Origin of the sequence: Micropruina sp. (genome assembly GCF_027492755.1) — a bacterium.
Taxonomy (GTDB): Bacteria; Actinomycetota; Actinomycetes; order Propionibacteriales; family Propionibacteriaceae; genus Micropruina.
Genome location: NZ_JAPUED010000054.1, coordinates 1 through 22,901, shown reverse-complemented (window position 1 = coordinate 22,901; position 22,901 = coordinate 1). Strand labels below are relative to the sequence as shown.

The 22,901-nt window shown below is 70.8% G+C and carries 20 protein-coding genes and 1 pseudogene; 9 read left to right on the top strand and 12 right to left on the bottom strand.

Annotated elements, in window-relative coordinates; all coding sequences use genetic code 11:
- Positions 1 to 669: pseudogene (locus tag Q0066_RS03580) on the top strand (hypothetical protein); the annotation flags it as partial.
- A 58-nt stretch (positions 670 to 727) separates the two neighbouring features.
- On the opposite strand, the gene Q0066_RS03575 reads toward Q0066_RS03580, so the two are convergent.
- Positions 728 to 1,840, bottom strand: coding sequence for an RDD family protein (locus Q0066_RS03575; RefSeq protein ID WP_298130120.1), 1,113 nt, complete (start codon positions 1,838 to 1,840; stop codon positions 728 to 730).
- Between the two features lie 96 nt (positions 1,841 to 1,936).
- Here Q0066_RS03575 and Q0066_RS03570 point away from each other — a divergent pair, with 96 nt between their 5' ends.
- Positions 1,937 to 2,353, top strand: a complete 417-nt coding sequence (locus Q0066_RS03570) for a DUF2752 domain-containing protein (RefSeq protein WP_298130118.1) — start codon at positions 1,937 to 1,939, stop codon at positions 2,351 to 2,353.
- A 12-nt stretch (positions 2,354 to 2,365) separates the two neighbouring features.
- Here the strand turns inward: Q0066_RS03570 and Q0066_RS03565 are convergent, their stop codons facing one another.
- The 7 genes from Q0066_RS03565 to Q0066_RS03535 form a co-directional block, all read right to left on the bottom strand.
- On the bottom strand, positions 2,366 to 4,309 hold the full coding sequence (locus Q0066_RS03565) for an AarF/UbiB family protein (RefSeq protein WP_298130115.1): 1,944 nt from the start codon (positions 4,307 to 4,309) through the stop codon (positions 2,366 to 2,368).
- A 185-nt stretch (positions 4,310 to 4,494) separates the two neighbouring features.
- The gene (locus tag Q0066_RS03560) at positions 4,495 to 4,911 is read right to left on the bottom strand and encodes a type II toxin-antitoxin system VapC family toxin (protein ID WP_298130113.1); all 417 of its coding nucleotides are present in this window, start codon (positions 4,909 to 4,911) and stop codon (positions 4,495 to 4,497) included.
- Positions 4,908 to 5,180: an AbrB/MazE/SpoVT family DNA-binding domain-containing protein gene (locus Q0066_RS03555; RefSeq protein WP_298130112.1), complete on the bottom strand. Its 273-nt coding sequence runs from the start codon at positions 5,178 to 5,180 to the stop codon at positions 4,908 to 4,910. The genes Q0066_RS03560 and Q0066_RS03555 overlap by 4 nt, the downstream gene beginning before the upstream one ends.
- Before the next feature lie 162 nt (positions 5,181 to 5,342).
- The gene (locus Q0066_RS03550; RefSeq protein ID WP_298130109.1) at positions 5,343 to 6,659 is read right to left on the bottom strand and encodes a TrpB-like pyridoxal phosphate-dependent enzyme; all 1,317 of its coding nucleotides are present in this window, start codon (positions 6,657 to 6,659) and stop codon (positions 5,343 to 5,345) included.
- A gap of 77 nt (positions 6,660 to 6,736) precedes the next feature.
- Positions 6,737 to 7,798, bottom strand: coding sequence for a magnesium and cobalt transport protein CorA (locus Q0066_RS03545; protein ID WP_298130107.1), 1,062 nt, complete (start codon positions 7,796 to 7,798; stop codon positions 6,737 to 6,739).
- A gap of 31 nt (positions 7,799 to 7,829) precedes the next feature.
- Complete coding sequence (locus Q0066_RS03540; RefSeq protein ID WP_298130105.1) at positions 7,830 to 9,344, bottom strand: aminopeptidase P family protein; 1,515 nt, start codon at positions 9,342 to 9,344, stop codon at positions 7,830 to 7,832.
- A gap of 2 nt (positions 9,345 to 9,346) precedes the next feature.
- Positions 9,347 to 9,910: a histidine phosphatase family protein gene (locus tag Q0066_RS03535; protein WP_298130103.1), complete on the bottom strand. Its 564-nt coding sequence runs from the start codon at positions 9,908 to 9,910 to the stop codon at positions 9,347 to 9,349.
- Between the two features lie 112 nt (positions 9,911 to 10,022).
- Between Q0066_RS03535 and Q0066_RS03530 the strand changes: the two genes are divergently transcribed.
- Together Q0066_RS03530 and Q0066_RS03525 are read left to right on the top strand one after the other, a co-directional pair.
- Complete coding sequence (locus Q0066_RS03530; RefSeq protein WP_298130101.1) at positions 10,023 to 10,763, top strand: C4-type zinc ribbon domain-containing protein; 741 nt, start codon at positions 10,023 to 10,025, stop codon at positions 10,761 to 10,763.
- 371 nt (positions 10,764 to 11,134) lie between these two features.
- On the top strand, positions 11,135 to 12,814 hold the full coding sequence (locus Q0066_RS03525) for a phospholipase D-like domain-containing protein (protein ID WP_298130099.1): 1,680 nt from the start codon (positions 11,135 to 11,137) through the stop codon (positions 12,812 to 12,814).
- Positions 12,815 to 12,849: 35 nt separating this feature from the next.
- Here Q0066_RS03525 and Q0066_RS03520 read toward each other — a convergent pair whose 3' ends face one another.
- The 3 genes from Q0066_RS03520 to Q0066_RS03510 all read right to left on the bottom strand — a co-directional run bounded on the left by Q0066_RS03520 (position 12,850) and on the right by Q0066_RS03510 (position 15,111).
- Positions 12,850 to 13,164, bottom strand: coding sequence for a hypothetical protein (locus Q0066_RS03520; RefSeq protein WP_298130097.1), 315 nt, complete (start codon positions 13,162 to 13,164; stop codon positions 12,850 to 12,852).
- A gap of 217 nt (positions 13,165 to 13,381) precedes the next feature.
- Entirely contained in the window at positions 13,382 to 14,107 is a 726-nt protein-coding gene (locus Q0066_RS03515) for an ankyrin repeat domain-containing protein (protein WP_298130095.1), read from the bottom strand.
- Positions 14,104 to 15,111, bottom strand: coding sequence for an SMP-30/gluconolactonase/LRE family protein (locus Q0066_RS03510; protein WP_298130093.1), 1,008 nt, complete (start codon positions 15,109 to 15,111; stop codon positions 14,104 to 14,106). Before Q0066_RS03510 ends, Q0066_RS03515 begins: the two co-directional genes overlap by 4 nt.
- 137 nt (positions 15,112 to 15,248) lie before the next feature.
- On the opposite strand from Q0066_RS03510, the gene Q0066_RS03505 reads away from it, so the two are divergent.
- The 5 genes from Q0066_RS03505 (at position 15,249) to Q0066_RS03485 (ending at position 21,825) form a co-directional block, all read left to right on the top strand.
- Positions 15,249 to 16,466: a sensor histidine kinase gene (locus Q0066_RS03505; protein WP_298130092.1), complete on the top strand. Its 1,218-nt coding sequence runs from the start codon at positions 15,249 to 15,251 to the stop codon at positions 16,464 to 16,466.
- Positions 16,463 to 17,089, top strand: a complete 627-nt coding sequence (locus tag Q0066_RS03500; RefSeq protein WP_298130091.1) for a response regulator transcription factor — start codon at positions 16,463 to 16,465, stop codon at positions 17,087 to 17,089. The genes Q0066_RS03505 and Q0066_RS03500 overlap by 4 nt, the downstream gene beginning before the upstream one ends.
- Before the next feature lie 90 nt (positions 17,090 to 17,179).
- Entirely contained in the window at positions 17,180 to 18,862 is a 1,683-nt protein-coding gene (locus Q0066_RS03495; protein WP_298130088.1) for an alpha/beta-hydrolase family protein, read from the top strand.
- A 220-nt stretch (positions 18,863 to 19,082) separates the two neighbouring features.
- A complete protein-coding gene (locus Q0066_RS03490) occupies positions 19,083 to 20,525 on the top strand; it encodes an RNB domain-containing ribonuclease (RefSeq protein WP_298130086.1) in 1,443 nt (480 codons plus the stop codon).
- Positions 20,526 to 20,931: 406 nt separating this feature from the next.
- Complete coding sequence (locus tag Q0066_RS03485; RefSeq protein WP_298130084.1) at positions 20,932 to 21,825, top strand: acyltransferase domain-containing protein; 894 nt, start codon at positions 20,932 to 20,934, stop codon at positions 21,823 to 21,825.
- A 255-nt stretch (positions 21,826 to 22,080) separates the two neighbouring features.
- Here the strand turns inward: Q0066_RS03485 and Q0066_RS03480 are convergent, their stop codons facing one another.
- A complete protein-coding gene (locus Q0066_RS03480) occupies positions 22,081 to 22,641 on the bottom strand; it encodes a calcium-binding protein (protein WP_298130082.1) in 561 nt (186 codons plus the stop codon).
- Between the last annotated feature and the right edge of the window lie 260 nt (positions 22,642 to 22,901).

The window sequence follows — 22,901 nt, the reverse complement described above, 5'->3', positions numbered from 1 at the left end:
CTGCAGAGCGGCCTGTCGACGGGCCTGATGGTGACCTTCATCCTGTGGTTCCTGCAGCCTCAGGCCAACCCGTTCGTGCTGCTGCCGGGCGCGCTGCTGATCGGCATCGTGATCGGCGTCGCCTTCTCGGCGCTCGGTTACGCCGCGTCCCGCGGGAAGCGCGACTTCAACTCGATCAGCCAGACGGTGGCCGCACGGTACGAACTGCTCTGCGAGCACAAGGTGGCCGGGCAGGCCCGCGAACTGTTGGCCACCATGCCCGGTGCCCGTGCCGCCGCGTTCGACCCGCGCAACGCGGCGCCGCAGCCGTGGCAGAACCAGCAGCAGTACCCGGGCCAGGCCGGCTACCCCGGCCAGGGCGCGCAGTACCCGGCCCAAGTCACGCCGCAGTACCCGGGCCAGGCCTACCCGGCGCAGCAGCCCCCGTACGCCGGTCAGCCGTCGGCGGGCCAGGCCTACCCCGGCCAGCCCTATCCGGGCCAGCCCGCGCCCGGGAACACCGGGCAGCCGGCGACGCCGCAGTCGGCGTCCGAACAGACCCCGGAGTCGGGTTCCGCGCCGCGTCCCTACGGTGAATACGGCACCGGCGAGGGCATCGGACGCGCGCCGCAGCCGGAGCCGTCCGAGGAGTCCGAGCAGGACGGCCGCACTCCGCGCGGCGAGAACTAGCCACTGACAAGCACAATGGGCCGCCCCGACGGGGCGGCCCATTGTTGTTGCGCGATGCTTACCGCTGGACGTTCTGCTCGTCGATCACCACGGTCTTGGCGATCTTGTCGGCGAAGGTCTGCTTCTTGGAGTCCCACAGCGGGAACAGGAAGCCCAGCGCGCAGACCAGCTCGTCGAGCAGGTGCGCCACGGCGCGCAGCATGGCGGTGTTCTGCGGCGGGGTCTGACCGGTGTCCTCCATCACCACACGGACCTTGCCGATCTTGTGGCCGAAGGAGTACCCGGTCGTCGCCACCCGGTAGCCGGTGTTGTACACCCACCAGCCCACGGCCAGCAGGGTGGACAGCAGGGTCGAGCCGTAGCCGCCGTTCGGCAACACGATGTTGACGATGATGCTGACCACGATCGCCGGGGCGACGAAGTCGATCAGGCCGCCGATGGCGCGCCGTCCCCAGGTCGCCAGCACCGGGCCGGACGGCGCGTACGGGTTGGGCTGGTAGCCGCCGCCGTACGGGCTCGGCGCGCCGTAGCCGCCCGCGTTCGGGTCGTAGCCGCCCTGCGGAGCGCCGCCGTAAGGGGCCTGCCCGTAGCCGCCGGCGTTCGGGTCGTAGCCGCCCTGCGGAGCACCGCCGTAGGGGTTCTGGCCGTAGTTGCCGGCGTTGGGGTCGTAACCACCCTGGGCCGGTGCGCCGTAGGAGGGCGTCTGGCCGAAGGACTGGTCCGGCGTGCTGGGTGCCTGGCCGTAGCCCGATTGGGCCGGGTCGGCACCGCTGGGGGCGGAGTAGCCCTGCTGGCCGTAGCCGGGTGCGCTGTAGCCGCCCTGGGCCTCGGAGCCGCTGGGGGCGGAGTAGCCCTGGCCGTAGCCGGGGGCCGGGTAGCCGCCCTGGGGGGCGTCCGAACCGCTGGCGCCGCTCGGAGCGGGCTGACCGGCGTCCCAGCTCGGGGGCTGGTAGCCGCCCGGTGCGGAGGCATCGGTGCCGCTGCTGCCGCTCGGGGCGGGAGGAGTCGGGGCGCCCCAGCCGGGCGGGGTGTACCCGGGAGCGGTGCTGGCTTGCTCGGGGGTGCCTTGATCAGGGGCGCTGTAGTCGGGAGGGGAGTAGCCGCCAGGCTCCTGGCCCTCGCCGGAGCCCTCGGGCTTATCGGGGTCGTTGTTCCACGTCTGGTTGCTCACGTGTTTCTCCTGGGTTGAGGTCAGGTGGACCGAATCCTACGGTCACCGAGGCGCAACGCTGCGGCGGCTGTCCACACCGATGGGGATAATGGCCGCGTGTCGCCGCCAGTGTTCCCCGTCCGCGCCTTCGATGCGAGGCGTGGGTTGCGTGCGTTGGGCACTTTCGGCGCGGTCGGGCTGGGCCTGAGCGGTGTCGGCGTGGCCACCGGGCTCGGCATCCCTTGCCCGTGGCGTCAGCTGACCGGGACGCTGTGTCCGCTGTGCGGCGGCACCCATGTGGGGATGGCCCTGTTGCAGGGTGATCTGGCGGGGGCCTGGGCGGCGAATCAGCTAGTCGTCGGCGGCCTGGTGGTGCTGGTCCTGCTCGGACTGCTGTGGACGATCGAGGCGCTGGGCGGGCCGGCGGTTCGTCCGCCGCGGTCGTTGCGGGGGCGTCCGGGGTTGTGGTGGGTCGTGATCGGCGCGGTCGCGGTGGTGTTCGCCGTGGTACGCAACCTCGTGCCGCTCGGGTAGCAGCCGGACGACTCAGGGTTCGCGCTCGCGGAACACCAGGACGAGGGCGCGGCAGCCGAGCACGAAGGCGAACAGCAGCAGGGTGAGTCCGCCGTAGGTGGACAGCCGGAGCGCCGGCGTCAGCTGCGGACCGAGTTCGCTCAGGGTCAGTGCCACCCCGCAGGCGGCGGCCGTGGCGGCGAGCACCACCAGGACGATCTGGTGCAGCAGCCCGGTCAGGAAACGACGCTCGCCGGCCCCGCCGAAGCTGTGGACGCGGACGGCCAGCGTGCCGGCCTCCAACCGTTCGGCGATGCCGACCAGCCGGCGCGGGAGTCGTTGCAGGGCGGGCAGGTGAGCGGCGATCAGATCCTTGACCCCGTCGTTGCCGGGCAGCGCCAGGCCGTCCGAGGTGAGCTGCGGGGTGAGGGTACGGGCCAGCGCGACCAGGTCGAGATGCGGGTCGAGCAGCCGCAAGGTGCCTTCCACCGCGCCGAGTGCCCGGAAGGCGGCCGCGATCTGCCCGGGCACCCGCAGGCCGTGCCGGATCACCGTGTCGAACAGGTCGACGATCATGTCGTTCAGTGGCAGCCCGCCGGCGAACCGCATGATCAGCTCGGCCACCTCGCGTTCCAGTGCGCGTTCGTTCAGGTCGGACGGCGCCACCAGCAGGTCGCACAACGCGGACGTCGCCGCCGCGCCGTCCTGCCGGTCGAGAGCGAGCAGCAGCAGCGCCAGCGAGGTGCGGGCGGTGGCGTCGATCCGGCCGACCGAACCGAAATCGAGCAGTGCCAGCCGTTCGTCGCGCAGCAGCATCACGTTGCCGCCGTGCAGATCGGCGTGGAAGATGCCGGTCACCAGCAGCTGCTGCAGGACGGCGAGTAGCAGTTCGTCGGCGAGGCGCCGGCGGGTTTCGGTGTCGAGCGCGTCCAGTTCGGTGGCCGCCCGTGACAAGGGGACGCCGTCCAGGGCATCCATGGTCAGCACCCGGGCCGAGGAGAAGGCCGGATGCGGCGACGGCACCACGATCGACCCCGAGCCGCAGGCGACGAGGTTGCGCAACTCCACCCGGTAGTCGAGTTCCTCGTCGAGCGAGCGGGTGAATCCCGCGGCCAGGTCGACGGTGCCCAGCGATCGGCCCCACGCCGTCCGGCGTTCGGCCAGGTGGGCCAGCCGGTTGACGATGTCGAGATCGGCGGTGACGGTGGCCCGGGCCGCGGGGCGTTGCACCTTGACCACGACCGCTTCACCGCTGGGCAGGGTGGCCCGATGTACCTGACCCACGGACGCGGCCGCCAGCGGCTCGTCGTCGAAGTCAGTGAACAGGTCGTCCGGTGAAGCTCCGAGTTCCTGCTCGATCATCGTTCGGACGCGCGTCGCCGGTTCGGGCGGGACGTCGCTGTGCAGCGTGGACAACTCCCTGACGTAGACCGCGGGCAGCAGGTCGGGGCGGGTGGCCAGCATCTGCCCGAGCTTGACGAAGGTCACCCCGCCGTCGGCCAGGGCGTCGCGCAGTGCGCGGGCCGTCCGGGCGTCCTCGCCGCCGGTCCGGGCGCCGGGCCGCAGATACCGACCCAACCCACGCCGGGCGAGGATGCGCAGGATCGTGAGGTAACGGCGGCTGCGGCGCCAGCGTTGTGGCGTCGAGCGGACCAGCTCGACCGGGCCGGGCAGGGTGCCGGTCGGAACGATCGCCTCGCCGATCGCCAGCAGGCCGACCTCGATGGCGATCATCCAGGAGGCGAACAGCGTGATCACCAGGACGGCGGCTCCGGCCGCGGGACTCCATTCGCCGATCGGGTTGACGCCGAGTTCGGGCAACGCCCAGGTCAGCAGCGGCGCGGTCGCCGCGTTGACGATCAACGACAGCACCAGGGTGCGCGGCCAGCCGACCGGCGTGCCCAGCAGGCGACGCGCCAGCCAGCCGATGATCAGTGCGTTGATCGTCGCGGAGATCAGCACGCCCAAGGTCGCCATGGCTTCACTGTATAGACGGGCCTCGGTCGCCCCGGGTGCAGGTGGCGACCCTCACGTCATCCCGGGCTCCGACCCGGGATCTCAGGCGGGAGAGAGATCCCGGATCAAGTCCGGGATGACGGTGAAGGGCTTCGATCAGCGCGTCCTCAGGGCTCGCTGAGTTCGGCGACCGTGAGTGGGAACGGTCAAGCGTCGAGGAGCGTCCAGCCGAGGCGCTCGGCGGCAGCGCGGTTGAAGGTGACTGTCTCGTCGATGCCGAACAGTTCCATGGCGCCCTGGATGAGTGCGTCGGCGAAATCGGCGCCGGCCTCAGCAAGGCTGAGTGCGCGGACGACGCCCTCGCCGTCGTCGAACTCCAGGACGTCGGTTTCGACCAGTCGGCGGATCGCGGCGAGGCAGGTCGCCCGCGGTAACCGTTTGGCTCGGGCTAGCACCCAGTAGGTCTCGGCCAAGCTCACCTGGGTGATGAAGCCGGGTGCGTCGGGGGTCAGCCCACGGAACACCCGTGCCGCGATGGGGCCCTGCGCCGGGTCGTCCTGCAGCAGCGCGCGGAGCAGGACGTTGGTGTCGATTCCGAGGCGTCGCGACCGCGACTCGGTCACGGCCGTCCCTCCGGCAGGCCACGCAGGCCGCTGGCCGCACCGCCCTCGGCGATCGCCTCGTCGATCTGGGCGAGGGTCAACGGCGGGGAATCTGGGTCATGGAGCATGCCGATCAGATCATCGACCCGGCCGGTGCGTGGCACGATCCGGTACTGGCCGTCTGACATCTTGACGAACATCACCTTGGACCCGGTGACGAGGCCAAGATCATCGCGCACGTCCTTGGGGATGGTGAGTTGTCCCTTGCTGCTCAGCGTTGCCGTCGACATGATCGCCCTTTCAATCAGGATCTCACTTTACGCGGCAGAATAAGTAAGGACAGAAGGAGTATTCCTTACCCGAGTGGCTGACCCATCGCTGGTCGAGCTTGTCGAGACCCGAGACTCCGCGTTCACAGAGGGGTTTCGACAAGCTCAACCAGCGGTGAGGGTTCAGCTGTCGGCCATGTCCCCGGCGAGGAACTCCGAGTAGGCGGGCAGGTCGAGCTGGCCCGAGCCGGAGACGCCGATCACGATCACCGGGGAGGTGCCGTCCTCGGCCGCCTGACGCGCCTCGCGCAGTGCCCCCGCGATGGCGTGGTTCGACTCGGACGCCGGAACGATGCCCTCGGTCCGGGCGAACAGGACGCCGGCGGCGAACGCCTCGCGCTGCTTGATGCTGATCGCGTCCATCAGGCCCAGGTGCTTCACGAAGCTGATCAGCGGCGCCATGCCGTGGTAGCGCAGGCCGCCGGCGTGCACCGGGTCGGGCACGAAATCGGGGCCGAGGGTGTACATCTTCAGCAGCGGCGTCATGCCCGCGGTGTCGCCGAAGTCGTAGCGGTACTCGCCCTCGGTCAGCGACGGCGCCGCCTTCGGCTCGCAGGCCACCAGCCGGGTCTTCGTCCGGCCGTCCAGGTTCTCGCGCAGGAACGGCAACGCCAGGCCACCCAGGTTCGAGCCGCCGCCGGCACAGCCGTAGACGACGTCCGCCTGCTCCTCGCCGAATTCGGCCAGCTGCAGCAGCGCCTCCTGCCCGATCACGCTCTGGTGCAGCAGCACGTGGTTGAGCACCGAGCCCAGCGAGTAGGACGCGTTCGGGTCGCCGGCAGCCACCTCGATCGCCTCCGAGATGGCCATGCCGAGCGAACCGGTGGTGTCCGGGAAGCGTTCGCGCAGCGCGCGTCCGGCCTGGGTCAGTTCGGACGGCGACGAATGCACGGTGGCGCCGAAGGTCTCCATCAGCACGTGCCGGTACGGCTTGCCCTCGTACGACGACCGGACCTGCCAGATCTCGCACTCCAGGTCGAAGACGTCGCAGGCGAAGGCCAGCGCCGAACCCCACTGCCCGGCACCGGTCTCGGTGGTCAGCTTGGTCCGTCCGGCCTGCTTGTTGAAGTAGGCCTGGGCGACCGCCGAGTTGGTCTTGTGCGAACCGACCGGCGAGGCGCCCTCGTACTTGTAGTAGATCCGGGCGGTGGTGCCCAGCTCCTGCTCCAGCCGCCAGGCCCGGATCATCGGCGACGGACGCCACAGCCGGTAGATGTCGCGGATCTCCTGCGGGATCTCGATCCAGCGCTCGGTGCTCGCCTCCTGCGCGATCAGCCCCATCGGGAACAGCGGGGCCAGGTCGTCCGGAGTCAGCGGCTCGCGGGTACCGGGGTGCAGCGGAGGCGGCGGCGCCTCCGGCAGGTCGGCGACGATGTTGTACCAGTGGGTGGGAATGCTCGACTCGTCGAGGACCACCTTCGTCTTCGTAGGTGCGTTCACCCGTGCGACATTAGTGGCTCCGGATGGGCTCGACCAACGGTTCGGCGAGGGTCCCGACAAGCTCGACGGCGGGGTGCCTAGAGCCACTTGAACTTGCGGAACAGGAAGTACAGCACCGTCATGCCGATCAGGTTCAGCGCCATCACCCCGTAGTAGCCCTGGCTCCAGTGCAACTCGGGCATGTTGTCGAAGTTCATGCCGTAGATGGCGCCCAGGGTGGTCGGCACGGCGACGATCGCCACCGCCGAGGAGATCTTCCGCATGTCCCGGTTGTCGTCGAAGCTGGCCCGGGCCAGCGCCGTCTGCAGGATGTTGCTGAGCTGGTCCTCCAGTGCGACCACGGTCTCCCGGACGGCCTGGACGCGCTCGGCGAGCTCGCGGAAGTACGGTTTGGCGTTGGCGTGGATCCGCCCGAAGTCCCGGGTGTAGAGCGCGGTCAGCGGCGCACAGAGCGGAACGACCCGGCGCCGGAACTCGATCAGCTCACGTTTGATCTGGTACGTGCGCTCCAGGTCGGGTTCGCGGCGATCGCCGAAGACGAGTTGCTCACAGTCCTCGACGTCGTCCTCCATCTGTTCGGCGACCCGCTCGAAGTCGTCGATCGCCACCGACAGGCAGGCGTACAGCACCCGGGACGGCCCGCGCGGCATGTCGTCGGACTCCTGCTCGACCAGGGCACGGACCTCCGGCATGCGGGAGGGTCCGCTGTGCCGCGAGGTCATCACGAACCAGTCGCCGAGGAAGACCATCAACTCGCCGGTGGTGACGATCTCGGGCGGCGCGTCGGTGGCCCGTTCCTGGTAGGCGACGGTCGACACCACGAAGAACAGGTGCTCGTCGAAGCGTTCGAGCTTCGACCGCCGATGGCCGTGGACGGCGTCCTCGATGGCCAACTCGTGAAGCCCCAACCGCTCACCGAAGGCCGACATGGTCTGTTGGGACGGATTGTGCAGGCCGAGCCAGAGGTAGCCGTCGCCGGCGCGAGCCGAGGCCACTGCGGACTGCAGATCGGGTGAGGGCAGCCGGCGCCCGGCGTGATAGCGCGCCCAGGTCCATTCCGGCGGTGTGTAACCCGACTCGGGGACGGTGCTGCCGGTGTCGGCGACCGGGCCGTCCCAGTTGCTCTGAGCTGTCGTCATGGCGGTCTCCCTTGCCCGAGCCGCCGCAATGCTACGTCGCTGGTGAGTCCGACGAAAGCAGTGTCGCCATCCAGCTTTCGACGGCGTCCGCCTCGCGCGGCAGTCGCGACGAGAGAATCTCGCAGCCGTCGGCGGTGATCAGCACGTCGTCCTCGATCCGGACGCCGATGCCGCGGAGTTCCTCGGGCACCAGCAGGTCCGTCGATTTGAAGTAAAGCCCGGGTTCGACGGTGATCACCATGCCCGGTTGCAGGGTGCCCTCGCGGTAGGTCTCGTGGCGCGCCTGGGCGCAGTCATGGACGTCGATGCCGAGGTGGTGGGAGGTGCCGTGCACCATCCAGCGCCGGTGGTGGCCGCCGCTGGTCGGGTCGAGCGACTCTTCGACCGACACCGGCAGCAACCCCCAGTCGTGCAGGTGTTCGGCGATCACCCGGATCGCCGCCGCATGGACGTCGCCGAAGTGGGCGCCCGGACGAGCCGCCGCGATGCCGGCCCGCTGGGCTTCCAGGACGGCGTCGTACACCTTCCGCTGCGCGGGCGAGAACCGCCCGGAGACCGGCAGGGTGCGGGTGATGTCGGCGGTGTAGAGGCTGTCCCGCTCCACTCCGGCGTCCAGCAGCAGCAGGTCGCCCGGTCGCAGATCACCGTCGTTGTTGATCCAGTGCAGGGTGTTCGCGTGATCCCCGGACGCCGCGATGGTGTCGTAGCCGACCGCGTTCCCGGCATGCCGGGCATACAGCCCGAAGACGCCCTCCACCCAGCGCTCGCCCCGGCCCCGGCGGACCGCCTCCGGCAGCGAGGCGACCACGGCTTCGAAGCCGTCCGCAGTGGCGTCGCAGGCCGCCCGCAACTCGTCGGCCTCGTAGTCGTCCTTGATCAGCCGGAGTTCGCTCAGGGCGGTGGCCAGCCGGCTGTCTGCCAGCGCGTCCGCCTCGGTACCGAGTTCGGCGCGCTGGGCCTCGATGGACGCGGTGAGTTCGGCGTCCGCGTCCGACACCACCAGCACCCGGGTGGCGCCGGCGTTCTTGGCCAGCGCATCGCCGAGCTGGCTGATCGGCGCGCAGGACAGCCCGCTGATCGCCTCCATCTCGGCCAGTGACTCGCGCTGCCCGACCCACATCTCGCCGTAGCGCGAGTCGGCGTAGAACTCCGGATCGGTGCGCGGCGCGCGCGGCTTGAAGTAGAGCGTGGCGTCGTGGCCGTCGTCGGTCGGCTCGAGCACCAGCACCGCCCCCGGTTCCCGGTCGGTGCCCAGCCCGGTCAGGTGTGCGAACGCCGAATGCGGCCGGAACCGGTAGTCGGTGTCGTTGGACCGCACCTTCAGCTCACCGGCCGGGATGACCAGCCGGTCACCCTGGAACAGCGCGCTGATCGCCGCCCGGCGGGCAGCGGTGAACGCGGTCGCCGGGAGGGCGTCCGGAAGTTCGTCGGAGTACGGCGCCCAGCCCTGCGGGATGAACGCCTTGAACGGCTCCGAGAACGGGGTCTGCCGGTTCGGCAGCGGCTTGTCGGCGGCCTCGCCGGCCGGGGTGGCGGCGTCGGTCACGATCAGCTGTTCCAGCGCAGGACCGCCCAGGACTCCTTCTCGCGGCCCAGGATGGACAGGCTGGCGACCTCGACCGGGAAGGCCTGGCCGAAGATCAACGGGAAGTCGAGCCAGCACAGCGCCAGCACCCGGGAAGCGTGCCCGTGACCGAAGCAGATCGCCTTGTCAACGCCCGATTCGCGGACCCGGCGGACGACCCGGCTGAGCCGTTCGCGGACCTGGTCGGCGGTCTCGCCGTTGGGGACGCCGTTGAACCACAGCCGCCAGCCCGGGTGGTACTTCTCGCGGATCTCGAGCGAGGTCTTGCCCTCGTAGTCGCCGTAGTTCCACTCCTGCAGGTCGTCGGTCACTTCGTAGTCGGTGAAGCCGGCCAGCTCGGCGGTGTGCCGTGCCCGCGTCCGGGGGCTGGTGAGCACCAGACCGAACTCGCTCGGGTCGAGCTTCGAGCGCAGTGCCTTGGCCTGCTCCTCACCCTGCGGAGTCAGGTCGAGGTCGGTGTAGGACGTGTGCTGGCCGGACACGGTCCACGGGGTCTGGCCGTGACGGACGAGGTACAGGAGTGTCATGCGGCCATCTAACCGTGTCTGCGACGAGTTGGGGAGACCGGGTGTCCACGGCTGGCCCGCTCAGGCGCGGCGGAGCCACTAGAGTCGAGCCCACAACTCCAGGAGGTATTCCATGCAGGCTGCTGCCACCGCTCAATCGAGGCTGCTGGCGTTGCAGTCCATCGATACCGCCATCGCCCAGCTGGAGCATCGCCGGCGCTCGCTGCCCGAGCTCGTCCGGATCGCCGAGAAGCAGCAGGCCCGGCGCCGCCAGGGCGAACAGCTGATCGCCGCGAACACCGCGGTCAGCGATCTCGAGTTGGATGTCGCCAAGGCCGAGGCCGACCTGGTGCCGGTGCGGGAGCGTCTCGAACGCGACCAGCAGCGGGTCAACTCGGGCGCGGTCACCGACCCGAAGCAGCTGAACGCCCTGCTGGACGAGATCGCACACCTCAAGCGCCGGATCAGCGATCTCGAGGACGTCGAACTGGAGCTGATGGAGAGCCTCGACCAGGCCACCGCCGCCCGTGACGAGGTGGTCGCCGCCCGCGCCGACGGCGAGGCGGAACTCCGGGCGTTGCTGGCCTCCCGCGACGAACAACTCGGAGTGATCGACGCCGAACTGGCCGAACGGAACACCGAACGGGCCGCGCTCGCCGCCGAGCTTCCCGCCGACCTGCTCGACCTGTACGACCGGATCCGGGCCAAGAGCGGCTCCGGAGCCGCCGCCCTGATCCGCCGCCGCTGCTCCGGTTGTCAGCTGGAGGCGACCGCTGCCGACCTGACCCGGTACCGGGCCGCCGGGCCCGATGAGGTGCTGCGCTGCGAGGAGTGCAACCGGATCCTGGTTCGTACCGCCGAATCCGGGCTGTGATGGCGCGGGCGCCCCGGCTGCCGCAGAAGCCGCCCGAGAACAGTAAGCCGGAGGATCAGCCCCATCCGAGCACCGAGGACGCCGACCGCGTCCGTGAGATTGCGTCCGATCCGAACGAGTCTGAGGCTGCTGAGGCGGAGTCTCCTTCAGATCGGACGTAGTCCGACGAAACCACCGCCAACGTCATCCCGGCTGTCCGTCTCCGGCGGACCTACGTCGCCCCGCCGGACCTAGGTCCGGCCGGACCTACGTCGTGGCAACTGCCGGGACGGTGACCGGCCAGGTATCACCGGGGTCGCGCGGGACTACTTTGAGATATGCGATACCGGTCCCGTTCGGTCCGGGGTATCCGGGCCTATGCCGTGTGTGGCGTGAACAGCACCTCGTTCGCGTTCACGGCCACCGAGTTCGCCCGCAAGGGGCTGCTCGGGTTCTGCGTCGAGCGGGCCGCCGAGGGCGGGCCGTTCCTGTGGCTGCGCGGCTTCAAGGTGTTCCGGTCGCTGGTGCCCGACCCACAGCCGGACGACGAGGTGTCCACCTACACCCACCCGATCCAGGCGCTGGTCTGGGACGACTTCACGCTGCGTCCGGACACCAGCTACACCTACCGCTTCCACCCGATGCGTGGGACGCCGGCGAAGCCGCGCCGTAACCAGCCGATCACCCTTACCATTCGCACCGAGCCGCTGCACGGGGCGATCCACGACGTCGTTTTCAACCGCGGGGTGGCGTCCAGCCAGGCCTATCAGCGCCAGTTCGGCGGCAAGTCGCCCGACCAGCAGCCCACGCCCGAACGCCGCCAGGCCGCGCTGGACTGGCTCAGCCGCGACCTGGACGACGTGCTGCTCGGCTTCATCCGTTCCGCCGGGCCGGGCGATTCGCTGCACGGCGCCTTCTACGAGTTCAGCTACCGCCCGGTACTCGACGAGTTGGTGGCCGCCGCCGGGCGAGGTGTCGACGTCCGGCTGGTCGTCGACTTCAAGGAGGTCGACGGTGGCCCGCGGACGGCCAACATCGCCGCGATCGCCGCCGCCGGCTTCCCGGACGGGACGATCGTGCCGCGTGAAGCACGGGTCTCCGCGATCGCGCACAACAAATTCCTGGTGCTGGCCCGGGCCGGTGCACCGCAGCAGGTCTGGACCGGTTCCACCAACCTGACCATGGGCGGCGTGCACGGCCAGTCGAACGTCGGCCAGCTGATCACCGATGCCGCCACGGCAAGGGCATACACCGCCTACTGGGAGCTGCTGGCCGGCGATCCGGGCGGACGCCGTGACGACTCGGCATCCGAGAAGCGCAGCCGCAACGCGGCCTTCAAGGCCGAGGTGGCGATGCTCAGCCCCGCACCCACCGACCGGGCCGGGGTGTCGTCCGGGATCACGCCGGTGTTCAGCCCGCGTCCGGATCTCGGCGCGCTGCAGCTGTACGCCCGGCTGATCGGCGGCGACGCCACCTCACTGGTCTGCGCCACCTTCGCCTTCGGCATCGCCCAGGAGATCGCGGACGCGGCCGGCGCGGGCACCCCGGACGGTCCGCTGCGGTTCTTCCTGCTGGAGACTCGCGGCAAGGCCACCGTCCAGCTGGACGCCAGCCGCAACGTCTACCAGGCCTGGGGTGCCGAACTGGACCATCCGCTGGGCCGCTGGGTGGCCGAAACCACCACCCGCGAACTCGGACTGAACGTGCACGTGGCGTTCATCCACGACAAATTCGCCCTCTGCGACCCGCTCGGCGCCGATCCGATCGTGGTCACCGGCTCGGCCAACTTCTCCCGCGCGTCCACCCTGGAGAACGACGAGAACATGGTGATCATCCGCGGCGACCGCCGGGTCGCCGACATCTACTTCACCGAGTTCAACCGGCTGTTCTTCCACTACTACTTCCGCTCGGTGGTGCAGCGCATCTCCAGCCGTCCGGACGCCCCGGCCGCAGACCCGCAGGCCGTCGACCTGGTCGAGAACGACACCTGGACGCTCAAGTACGCACCCGGAACGCTGCGCGCCAAGCGGGTGGCGAAGCTGGCCGAGATGGCGGGCGCCCAGCCCGGCTGAGCGGGTTCGCCTGAGGCCGGGATCTCCGGACCGGGCTACTCCTTGTCGGCGTCCGAGACCAGGTACGCGGTGCCGGACGCGACCGCGGTGACGGCGAGAACCGACGGCCAGGCGCCGATCCGCTTCGCCAGCGGGTGCGACAACCCGAACGCGCCCACGTACAGCGCCGACAGTCCGGCCGCGGCGGCCCAGCCGTGCCGGGCGTACCAGGTGCGGGCGGCCCAAGCGCCGGCGACGCCCAGCAGCACGCCGCCCAACGGGCGAATTCCGGACTCGCGGGCCGTCAGCCAGCCACCGATCAGTCCGACTGCGGTGACGGCGGCGGTGTTCACATCTTTGGCGGGCTTCATGGAGGTCAGCCTAGGTCGGGGTCTCGACAAGCTCGACCAACGGGTGGTGGGGTCTCGACAAGCTCGACCAGCGGGTGGTGGGGTCTCGACAAGCTCGACCGGCGGGTGGTGGGGTCTCGACAAGCTCGACCAGCGGTGGGTGGGGGGTCTCGACGAGCTCGACCAGCGGTGGGTGGGGGGTCTCGACGAGCTCGACCGGCGGGTGGTGGGGGTCGGGTCAGGCTCGTAGCAGGGCGGCGATCTCGGAGTAGCCGAGGCGCTCGGCGTGCTGCAGCGCGGTCACCCCGGAGGCGTCCGGGATGGTGCGGTCCACACCGGCGGCGAGCAGGATCCGCACCACCTCCTGGTGGCGGGGTCCGCCGTCGCCGAGGATCACCGCCTCGAGCAGCGCCGTCCAGCCCAGATCGTTGACGTGGTCGAGATTGACGTCGGTCCGCACCACCCGGCGCAGGTACTCGACGTGGCCGCGTTCGCTGGCCGGGATCGGCGAGAGCCCGCCGAACCGGTTGCGGATGGTCAGGTCCGGTCTCGCCGGCAGTAGCACCTCGAGCATCGCCACGCTGCCGGTCACGCCGGTGACCAGCCAGGGCGTGTCGTGCCGGTCGTCGAGGGCGTTCGGGTCGGCGCCGTGCGCGACCAGAACCCGCGCCACCTCGACGGCGTCGTTGGCGCTGGCCAGCAGCAGCGCGGTGCGGCGGTGCGGATCCCGGGCCTCGATGTCGGCACCGGCCCGCAGCGCGACCGCGACGGCCTCGGCGTCGCCGTCCGCGGCGGCCCTCAGCAGCGCGGCGTCCGGATCGACGGGCGACTGAGCGTCACCGCTCGGACGCGGCGTCGCCACGGCACCGGGTTCCGGCGGGACCGAGCCCGACGCCGTCCCGCCCGCACACGCTCCGAGGAAGAGTGCGAGCGGAAGCACCGCCAGGCCGGGGCGGAACCTCATCGGGTCGGGTCCGTGATCACCTGGTACGGGCCGGACGCCACCGGCTCGTCGAATTTGCTGTCCACGTAGAGGATTCTGCCGTCCAGCACCTTGGCCGTGGTCAGCACCCGGTCTGCGGAACTGGCCCGCTGACCGAGCAGCACCGCCGTGCGGCCGTCCCGGGTCAGTCGCAAGGTGGCGATCATCCGGGAGAAGTTGCGCACCACGGTCAGCCGGCTGCCCTGCCGGACCAGACCGTCGGCGTCGACCAGGTCGGCGCCATCGGTGCGCACTTCGCGCGCGGCGCCGTTGCGGGTCGCGAACCGCCACAGCTTGCCGGTGTTGCCCTGGGCGACCACGAAGGCGCTGCGATCGGCGCTCAGCACGATGCCGCCGAGGTTGAAGCCGGGCAGCCGCTCGATCCGGTCCGAGGCGTCCGCCCACAGCGTGGCCCGCCAGCCGCCGCGGCCCGGTGCCACCCGGAAGATCTGCGGATCGTTGGAGTTGGTGAAGTAGGCGGCGCCGTCCGGGCCGATCGCGACGTCGTTGAGGAAGACGTCCTCGCCGGGTGCCCGGAGCGCGGCCAGCAGCTTGCCGTGTGCGTCGTAGACCCACAGGTCCGGACGGCCGGTGCCGATCCCGTTCGGTCCGCCGGCGATGTAGACCCGGCCCTGGGCGTCGACCGTGATGCCGCGCGCGGTGAAGCGGCCGTCGGTGCCGTCGCCGGCCAGCCACTGCTCGGTCTGTGCCCGTCCGGCCCAGCCGCGATGGATCTCGCCGCCGGTGACCTCGCTGACATAGAACCGGCCACGCCGCTGGTCGGCCCCGATGCCCTCGAATTTGGAGCCGGCCGGGTTGTCGGCGCTGACCGGGTCGCCCTGCAGCAGGTAGGTCGCGGGCCGGCCGTGGCCATGCTGGTGGCCGTGGTCGCGGCCGGAATGCGCGGACGCCGGCGCGGCGCCGGTGGCGAGCGTCGCGCCGAGCGCGACGGCGGTCAGGGACGCGACGATCGTGGTGCGGTTCATGGGGGCTCTCCTGAGTCCGGGGATCTGACGCTTCCACTGTGCGGCGCGGACGGCGACGAGACGTCGGGCAATCGGGTGCCGCCGGATAGCCGATCGGCTGATGCCTCACACCGGTGACGCACCTAGGCTTGACCCCCATGTCCGACCGCAGCTCCCTCGCGCCCAGACCGGGCGAGCACGGCATTCTCGCGCCGGCCGGACGGCTCGATCGGTGGCTGCTGGTCGTCCTGGTGGTGCTGCTGATCACCTGCGCCGCGCGCTACCTCGATCGGCACGGTCTCGGCGCGCCCGGCGGCGGAGTGCTCGCCGCCGCGCTGATGCTGGGCGTCGCCTACGCCACCCGCGGACTGCTGCGGGCCAGCAACTGGTGGCCGACGGCGTGGGCGGTGGCGATGGCCGCACTGTGGGCCGGGCTCACCGTGGCGGCGCCGTCCTTCGCCTGGTGCGCGGTGCCGGTGGCGTTCGCCGTGCTGCAGGTGCTGCCTTTCGGTTGGGCGGTCACCGTCGTGATGGCGATGACCGTGGTGCTGACCGTGTCGTGGGCGCGGATCACCGACGGAGTCGACCCGGTGCAGATCGTCGGCCCGATCGGGGTGGCGCTGCTCACGGTTCTCGCCTACCGCGCGCTCGACCGTGAGTCGCGGGCCCGCCAGCAGGTGCTCGAGCAGCTCGTCGAAGCGCAGGACGACCTGGCGCAGGAGCAGCACCGCAGCGGTGCGCTCGCCGAACGGACCCGGTTGTCGCGCGAGATCCACGACTCGGTGGGGCAGGGGCTGTCCAGCATCAACCTGCTGCTCCAGGCCGCCGAACAGGCCTGGGAGGTCCAACCGGCCGCCGCCCGCGATCACGTCCGGACGGCGGCAGCGACCGCCCGGGAGGGTTTGGACGAGGTGCGCCGCGTCGTCCGTGACCTGGCGCCGGCCGAACTCGCCGAGGATGCCGGCGGCGCGGCGCTGCCGACCGCCTTGCGCCGGTTGGCCGAGACCAGGGCCGGTCTGGACGTCGCGGTGCGGGTGCACGGCGAACCGGTGCCGGTGCCGTCCGACATCGCCGCCGCCCTGGTGCGGACCGCTCGCGGTGCCTTGGCCAATGTGGTCGAGCACGCCGCAGCGAGCAGGGCGGTGGTCACCCTCACCTATCAGCCGGACGCCGTGCTGCTCGACGTCCGCGACGACGGGCGCGGCTTCGTTCCCGACGCCGTCCGACCCTCCGGAACTCGGGGACGCGGCCTGGCCGGCATCCGGGCCCGCGCCGAGGATCTGGGCGGCTGGGCCGCCGTGGAGAGTGCGCCCGGCGAGGGCACCACGGTGTCGGTCCGCTTCCCCGTCCCGGTCCCAGAAAGGAGTGCCCGATGATCCGGATCGTGCTGGTCGACGACCATCCGGTGCTGCGGGCCGGGCTGCGTGCCCTGCTCACGGGCCAGCCGGACCTGCGCGTGGTCGGCGAGGCGGACGGGCTGAGCCGCGCGTTGAGGGTGGTGACCGAGGAGCATCCCGAGGTGGTGTTGATGGATCTCAGCCTCGGCACGGCCGGACCGGGCGGTGCCGAGGCGACCGTGGCGCTGCGTGCCCTGCCGGAACCACCCGAAGTGCTGGTGCTGACCACCTACGACACCGAATCGGACATTCTGCGCGCGCTGGAGGCGGGCGCCCGCGGCTACCTGCTCAAGGACGCGCCGCCCGAGGAGCTGTTCGCCGGTATCCGCGCCACGGCGCGCGGGGAGACGGTGCTGGCGCCGTCCGTGGCGGCCACGCTGGTACGCCGGGCTACGCCCGGGGCGATCACCATCACCGAACGCGAGGTCGAGGTGCTCGAACTGCTGGCCCGGGGGCTGGGGAATAAGGAGCTTGCCCGGGAGTTGTTCGTGTCGGAGGCCACGGTGAAGTCCCACCTGTCGCACATCTACGCCAAGCTCGGCGTGGACACCCGGGCGGGCGCGGTGGCCGCCGCGATCGAGCGGCGGATCATCCGGCACTGACCGGCCGCGTCCACCGACACCGAATCGCGATCGGAGGACCGGCCCGGGGCGAGGGGCTAGGGTGATCCGGAATCGGCGAGAGGAGTCCCGATGGGCGCCTGGTCAGGGGTCGGGCTCGTTCTGGGCTTGGCCATGTTCCTGGTCAGCTTCGCGCCCTCGCTGTTGCCGCGGCGTTGGCTGTGGCAGGGCCTGGTCGGCGGGGTCAGCGCCGCCGTCGGCTACCTGGTCGGCTTCCTGCTCGAGATGACCGCGGACGCCGTGATGCGGCTGCTCGACCTCGAGGTGCAGGTCAGCTGGCATCTCGCCGGCGGCCTGTGGATCCTCCTCGCCCTCGGCATCGTGGCGGTGATCACCGGCTGGTGGTGGTCGGTGCGTGAGCACCGCGAGACCGCCCGGCTGGTCGGCATGTCCGAGCAGGCCGCCTGGACCGACATCGCCGCCACGCTGGTGGCCCTGGCGACGATGTTCCTGCTGGCATCGCTGATCCGGCTGATCGTGCTGTTCACCAGCTGGATCACCCGCGGCCTCGACCTGTTCCTGCCGTCGGTGCTGTCCATCGTCGGGGCCGTGCTGATCGCCGTCGTGGTGCTGCGGATGGTCAACCGGATGGTCTTCCACCAGGCCCTGGAGCGGATCTCCCGGCAGGCCGACAAGCTCGATCGGCGGCGTCCGCGCAACCTGCACGCACCGCAGCTGCCGACCCGCAGCGGCTCCGAGGGCTCCGCACAGTCCTGGGACGAACTGGGCCGGCGCGGCCAGATCTTCACCTCCTGCGGGCCGAGCGCGCAGGGCATCGCGGCCGTGGTGGGGGAGCCCGCCATGGAGCCGATCCGGGTCTATGCGTCGCTGGGCGACGGTGGCGTCGAAGCGGCGGTCGAGGTGGCGATGGCCGAGGTGCGGCGCACCGGCGCCCTGAACCGGGGGACGCTGGTGATCGACACCCCGGCCGGACGGGGCTGGGTCGACGAGTTCTCCGTCCAGGCCGTCGAATACCTGACCGGCGGCGACTGCGCGACCGTGTCGGTGCAGTACTCGAAGCTGGCCAGCGCCTTCGTCTACCTGGCCGACGCGGAAACCCCGCAGGCCTGTGCGCGGGCGCTGTTCGCGGCGCTCGAAGAGGCGATCCACGATCTGCCCGCCGACCAGCGTCCGAAGGTGTACGCCAGCGGCGAGTCGCTGGGCTCCTTCGGTGGCCATGGGGCGTTCGTGTCGGCCGAGGACATGCTGCGCAAGGTGGACGGGGCGGTCTGGATCGGCACCCCGGGGTTCACCGAGATCGCCCGCGACCTCACCCAGTCGCGGATGCGCGGATCGCCCGAGATCACCCCGGTGATCGACAACGGCCGGAACATCCGGTTCGTCACCCAGCCCACCGAACTGGTCGCGGACGCCTACGGCCGGGTGCTGGGGAAGTGGGAGAAGCCACGGGTGGTGTATCTGCAGCACGCGTCCGACCCGATGTGCCGGTTCACCGGCGGACTCGCCTGGCGAGAGCCGGACTGGATGCGCGAGCGGGCCGGCAGCGACGTCAATCCGTCGCTGCGCTGGTGGCCGCTGGTGACCTGGTTCCAGATCTCCACCGACATGCTGACCAGCCTGGACACCCCCGCCGGCCACGGCCACATCTACGAGGACGAGCTGGTGCCGGTCTGGGCGGCCGTGCTGGACCGCCCCGGTGCCCCGATCACCGCGATCACGAACGCGATCCGGAACTCGGTCAGCGTGCTGAAAACCCCCGGCACCCTCTCCGGCTCGGGTAACTCGGCCTCCTGAGTTCCTGTCTTCTGTGGCCCGGGTCGTCCGGTGTCATCCCAATGGCCGTCGTCGTCGGCGGCCTCCGTCATCCCGGGCTTGCCCCGGGATCTCCTACTTCAGCGTGGGGACATCCCGGCGTTCGACTCACAGCCGGGAGGACGGGGCGGCGGTGGCCCGCCCGATGCCCGCAGGGCTTTCGTCGCGCGGTTAGGGTGACCACGACGAACGGAGGTCACTGATGCCCGGCCGCGAGATTGCTTTCCTCGATCAGGTACCCGCCCCCTTGCGCGAGGGCCTGGCCCAACTGCGGGAGTCGCTGGGCGTCCCCGACGAGTTCGATGAGCAGGTGCGGGCCGAGGCCGAGCGGGCCGCCGCCGGCGTCCGGCTGCCCGAGCGCGACCTGACCGAGGTGCCGTTCGTGACCATCGATCCGGAGGGGTCGATGGACCTCGACCAGGCGCTGCACATCGGACGCGACGGCGGCGGCTACCTGGTTCGCTACGCGATCGCCGATGTGGCCGCGTTCGTCACGCCGGGCGGGCCGATCGACGTCGAATGCCATCAACGGGTGGAGACCCTCTACGCGCCGACTCGGCGGACGCCGCTGCACCCGCCGGTGCTCAGCGAGGGAGCGGCCAGCCTGCTGCCCGACGTGGTGCGCCCGGCGCTGGTCTGGGAGATCCGATTGGACGCGTCCGGTGAGCCGACGGCGTCCACGGTCGGTCGGGCCCGGGTGCGAAGCCGCCGCAGGTACTCCTACGAGGAGGTGCAGCGACTGCTGGACGACACAACGGCCGAGGATGTGCTGGTGCTGCTTGCCGAGGTCGGCCGGCTGCGTGAAGCCGCGGAGGCAGCGCGCGGCGGCGTCAGTCTCGGCGTGCCCGAGCAGGAGGTGCATGTCGCCGAGGACGGCACCTGGACGCTGGAGTACCGGACCAACCTGCCCTGCGAGGGCTGGAATGCACAGATCTCGCTGCTCACCGGCATGGTTGCGGCGCGGATCATGCTGGACGCCGGCGTCGGCATTCTGCGCACCCTGCCGCCCGCCGAGGACCATGCCATCGACCGGCTGCGCCGCACCGCGCAGGGCCTCGGCATCTCGTGGAAGCAGCGGGTGAGCTACCCGGAGTTCGTCCGCAGCCTGGACGCCGCCGTCCCTCGCGAGGCAGCGATGCTGAACGCGTGCACGACGTTGTTCCGTGGGGCTGGCTACGACGCGTTCACCGACGGGGCGCCCCTGCACGGCGTGGATCACGCCGCGATCGCCGCCCCCTACGCGCATGTGACGGCGCCGCTGCGACGGCTGGTCGACCGCTATGCCGGTGAGGTGTGCGTCGCGGTCTGTTCCGGCCAGCCGATTCCCGACTGGGTGCTGGTGGCACTGGAGGAGCTGCCGTCCGAGATGGAGGCGTCGTCGCGCCGGGCCGGTCGCTACGAGCGGGGCATCATCGACCTGGTCGAGGCGATGGTCCTGGCGCCCGGCATCGGGCACGAGTTCACCGGCCTGCTGATCGACGTCGATCCGGAGCGGACGGCTGGACGACTGCAACTGCGCGACCCGGCCGTGGAGGCTCGGGTCAAGGGCGGACGCCGGCTGCGGCTGGGCGCCGAGATCACCGCCACGCTGGTGGCCGCCGACCTGGTCAACGGCCGGGTCGAGTTCCGCGCTTTCGCCGAATGATGCGCGCTTCGTCGTCGGTCGAGCTCGTCGTCGGTCGAGCCTGTCGAGACCCCCGGCTACGTCTGTCGTCCCGGTGCCGCCTTCTCGGTCAGCCAACTGCTTCACCAGCCTGACGCGCAGTGATCAGTGGGTCGAGCCCTGCCTGGGAAGCCGCCCAAAGCCTGGCCCGTACTGGCGCCGCAGTCTGATATCGACCCCAGAGTGGTGGAGTGCCGACACCCTTTCGGCGGACGGTCTACCGTTCCGGGTCGGTGCCGCTGTCACTCTGGGGTCGATATCAGACTCATGCCGACTGTCCCCGACGTCCGTGCTTCACGCCGCTGCCCTTGGGGAAAGGCTGGATGCGCCATTCGCGCTCGTCGGCCTTCTGGCCCGGGGTGCGGAGAAGCGTCTCTAGGGTGGTCGAGTGGACATTGATCTCCGGCGCGTGGTGGCCGACGCGGGTCGGCTGGGGTTCAGTGAGCAGGATCTGCCCGGCGTCGAGCGGATGGCGGTGAACGTCCTGACCGACCCCGAGCTGTCGGCCGAACTGGCCGGCCGTGCTGAACTGCTGCGGGCCGGAATCGGCCGGTTCGCGGTGGACGGGCCGGATCCATGGGCGGGGCTTCCGGACGCGCCCGATGCCGGAGCGATCCCGATGCTGGCACTGCTCGCCACCGCTCCCGACGTCGTCGCCCACCAGCTCGGCCGCGGAGTCCCCGAGGCACAGGCGTGGCGCAATCTGTCGGACCTCGGCCAGCAGGTCCGGGTGCACCGGCTTGCCTACGGACGGTTCGGGCTGCACAACCAGGGCTGGCTTCGCACGGTCTGGGCGGGCGGATTCGCCTGGCTGGGACGGCTGCAGTTCAATGCGCAGCCGCTTCCCGGGGGCGAGTGGGTGCTGTCGACCCACATACCGCGTCGCGGCTCGGACGGCGCACCACGGTCCGGCGCGCTGAGCCCGGAAGCCGTGGACGATTCCTTCGCGCGGGCCCGCCGCTTCTATGCGAAGCACTTTCCGGATCTGCCGGCGACACACTTCTGGTGCCGTAGCTGGCTGCTGGCGCCCGAACTCGCCGCGGCGCTGCCCGGATCGAACATTGCGGCGTTCCAGCAGCGCTGGACACTGGACGACCAGATCGAACACGGAGACGACGACGCCGTCTACTTCACCTTCGCTCGGCGGGCGTCCTACGACCTGCGACGACTACCCCGGACGACCCGTCTCGAGCGAGCGGTGGCGTCCCGACTCGAGCAGGGTGAGCACTGGACGCTTCGGAGCGGCCGGATCCCGCGGGCAACATTTCCACCTGGCCGCTGAGCCGGCCCGGCCAATGCACCTGAGGCGCGGCCGATGCCGCCCGGCGCCTGCCCGGTGTCGCGATCGGTGGCGGTGCGGTGGTCGCGGCGGCCTCGGTGGTGACCCGCGAGGTGCCCGCCGGGACGGTTGTGGTCGGTTCGCAGGCACGAGTCGTCCGGCGAGTTCCGGGTGGGCCGAGTAGCGCTCGGGTCCCAGCGCACGACATCCCGGCCGCCATGAGGCGACCGGGATGTGGTGTCGATTCGGGGGAGTCGCTCAGTCGTCGTAGCCGTACCGGTCTTCCCAGCGGTCCTCTTCGCGGTCGCTGGCGTAGCGCTGCTTGACGGTGTCGTTGCCGGAGCCGCCGCTCACCTTGTCCTTGCCGGTGCCGCCCTCGACCAGGTCATGGCCGGAGTTGCCGTAGACCTTGTCCTTGCCGCTCTCGCCCTCGACGTGGTCGTTGCCGCTCGAGCCGTAGATCCGGTCGTTGCCGCTGCCGCCCTCGATCGAGTCATGACCCGATCCGCCGTGGATGTAGTCGTTGCCCGAGCCGCCGTCGACCTCGTCGTGGCCCGAGCCGGCGCAGATGATGTCGTCGCCGCCGTTGCCGTCGATCTCGTCATTGCCGCCCAGTCCGACGATGACGTCGCGGCCGCTGGTGCCCTCGATGTCGTCGGCGCCGTTGGTTCCGACGATGGTCGCCTTGTAGCCGTTGCAGTAGTGGGTCGCGGCCTCGGCGGCGGGTGCGCTGAAGGCGCTGAGACCGAAGCCCAGGCCGATCGCGGCGGGCAGGACGGCCCAGCGGGCGATGCGCTGAATGAAGGTGGAGTCGGACATGACGTCTCCTCTGATCGGGGGAACGGGCCTGGTGCCCGCCTGCTGGTCAGTACTCCATCAATCGGCGATGAGACCCGAGTGACGCCTTGATGAGGATCGCCTCATGCAACCCCGGGCCCGCTCGCGGTATCACCGTCGCGGGCCGTGGCACTACCATGAGGCCGGACGAGTCGGCCGGGTGATCGCGGCGAAAGCTGAGGAAAGTCCGGACTCCACAGGGCAGGGTGGTGGGTAACGCCCACCCGGGGTGACCCGCGGGA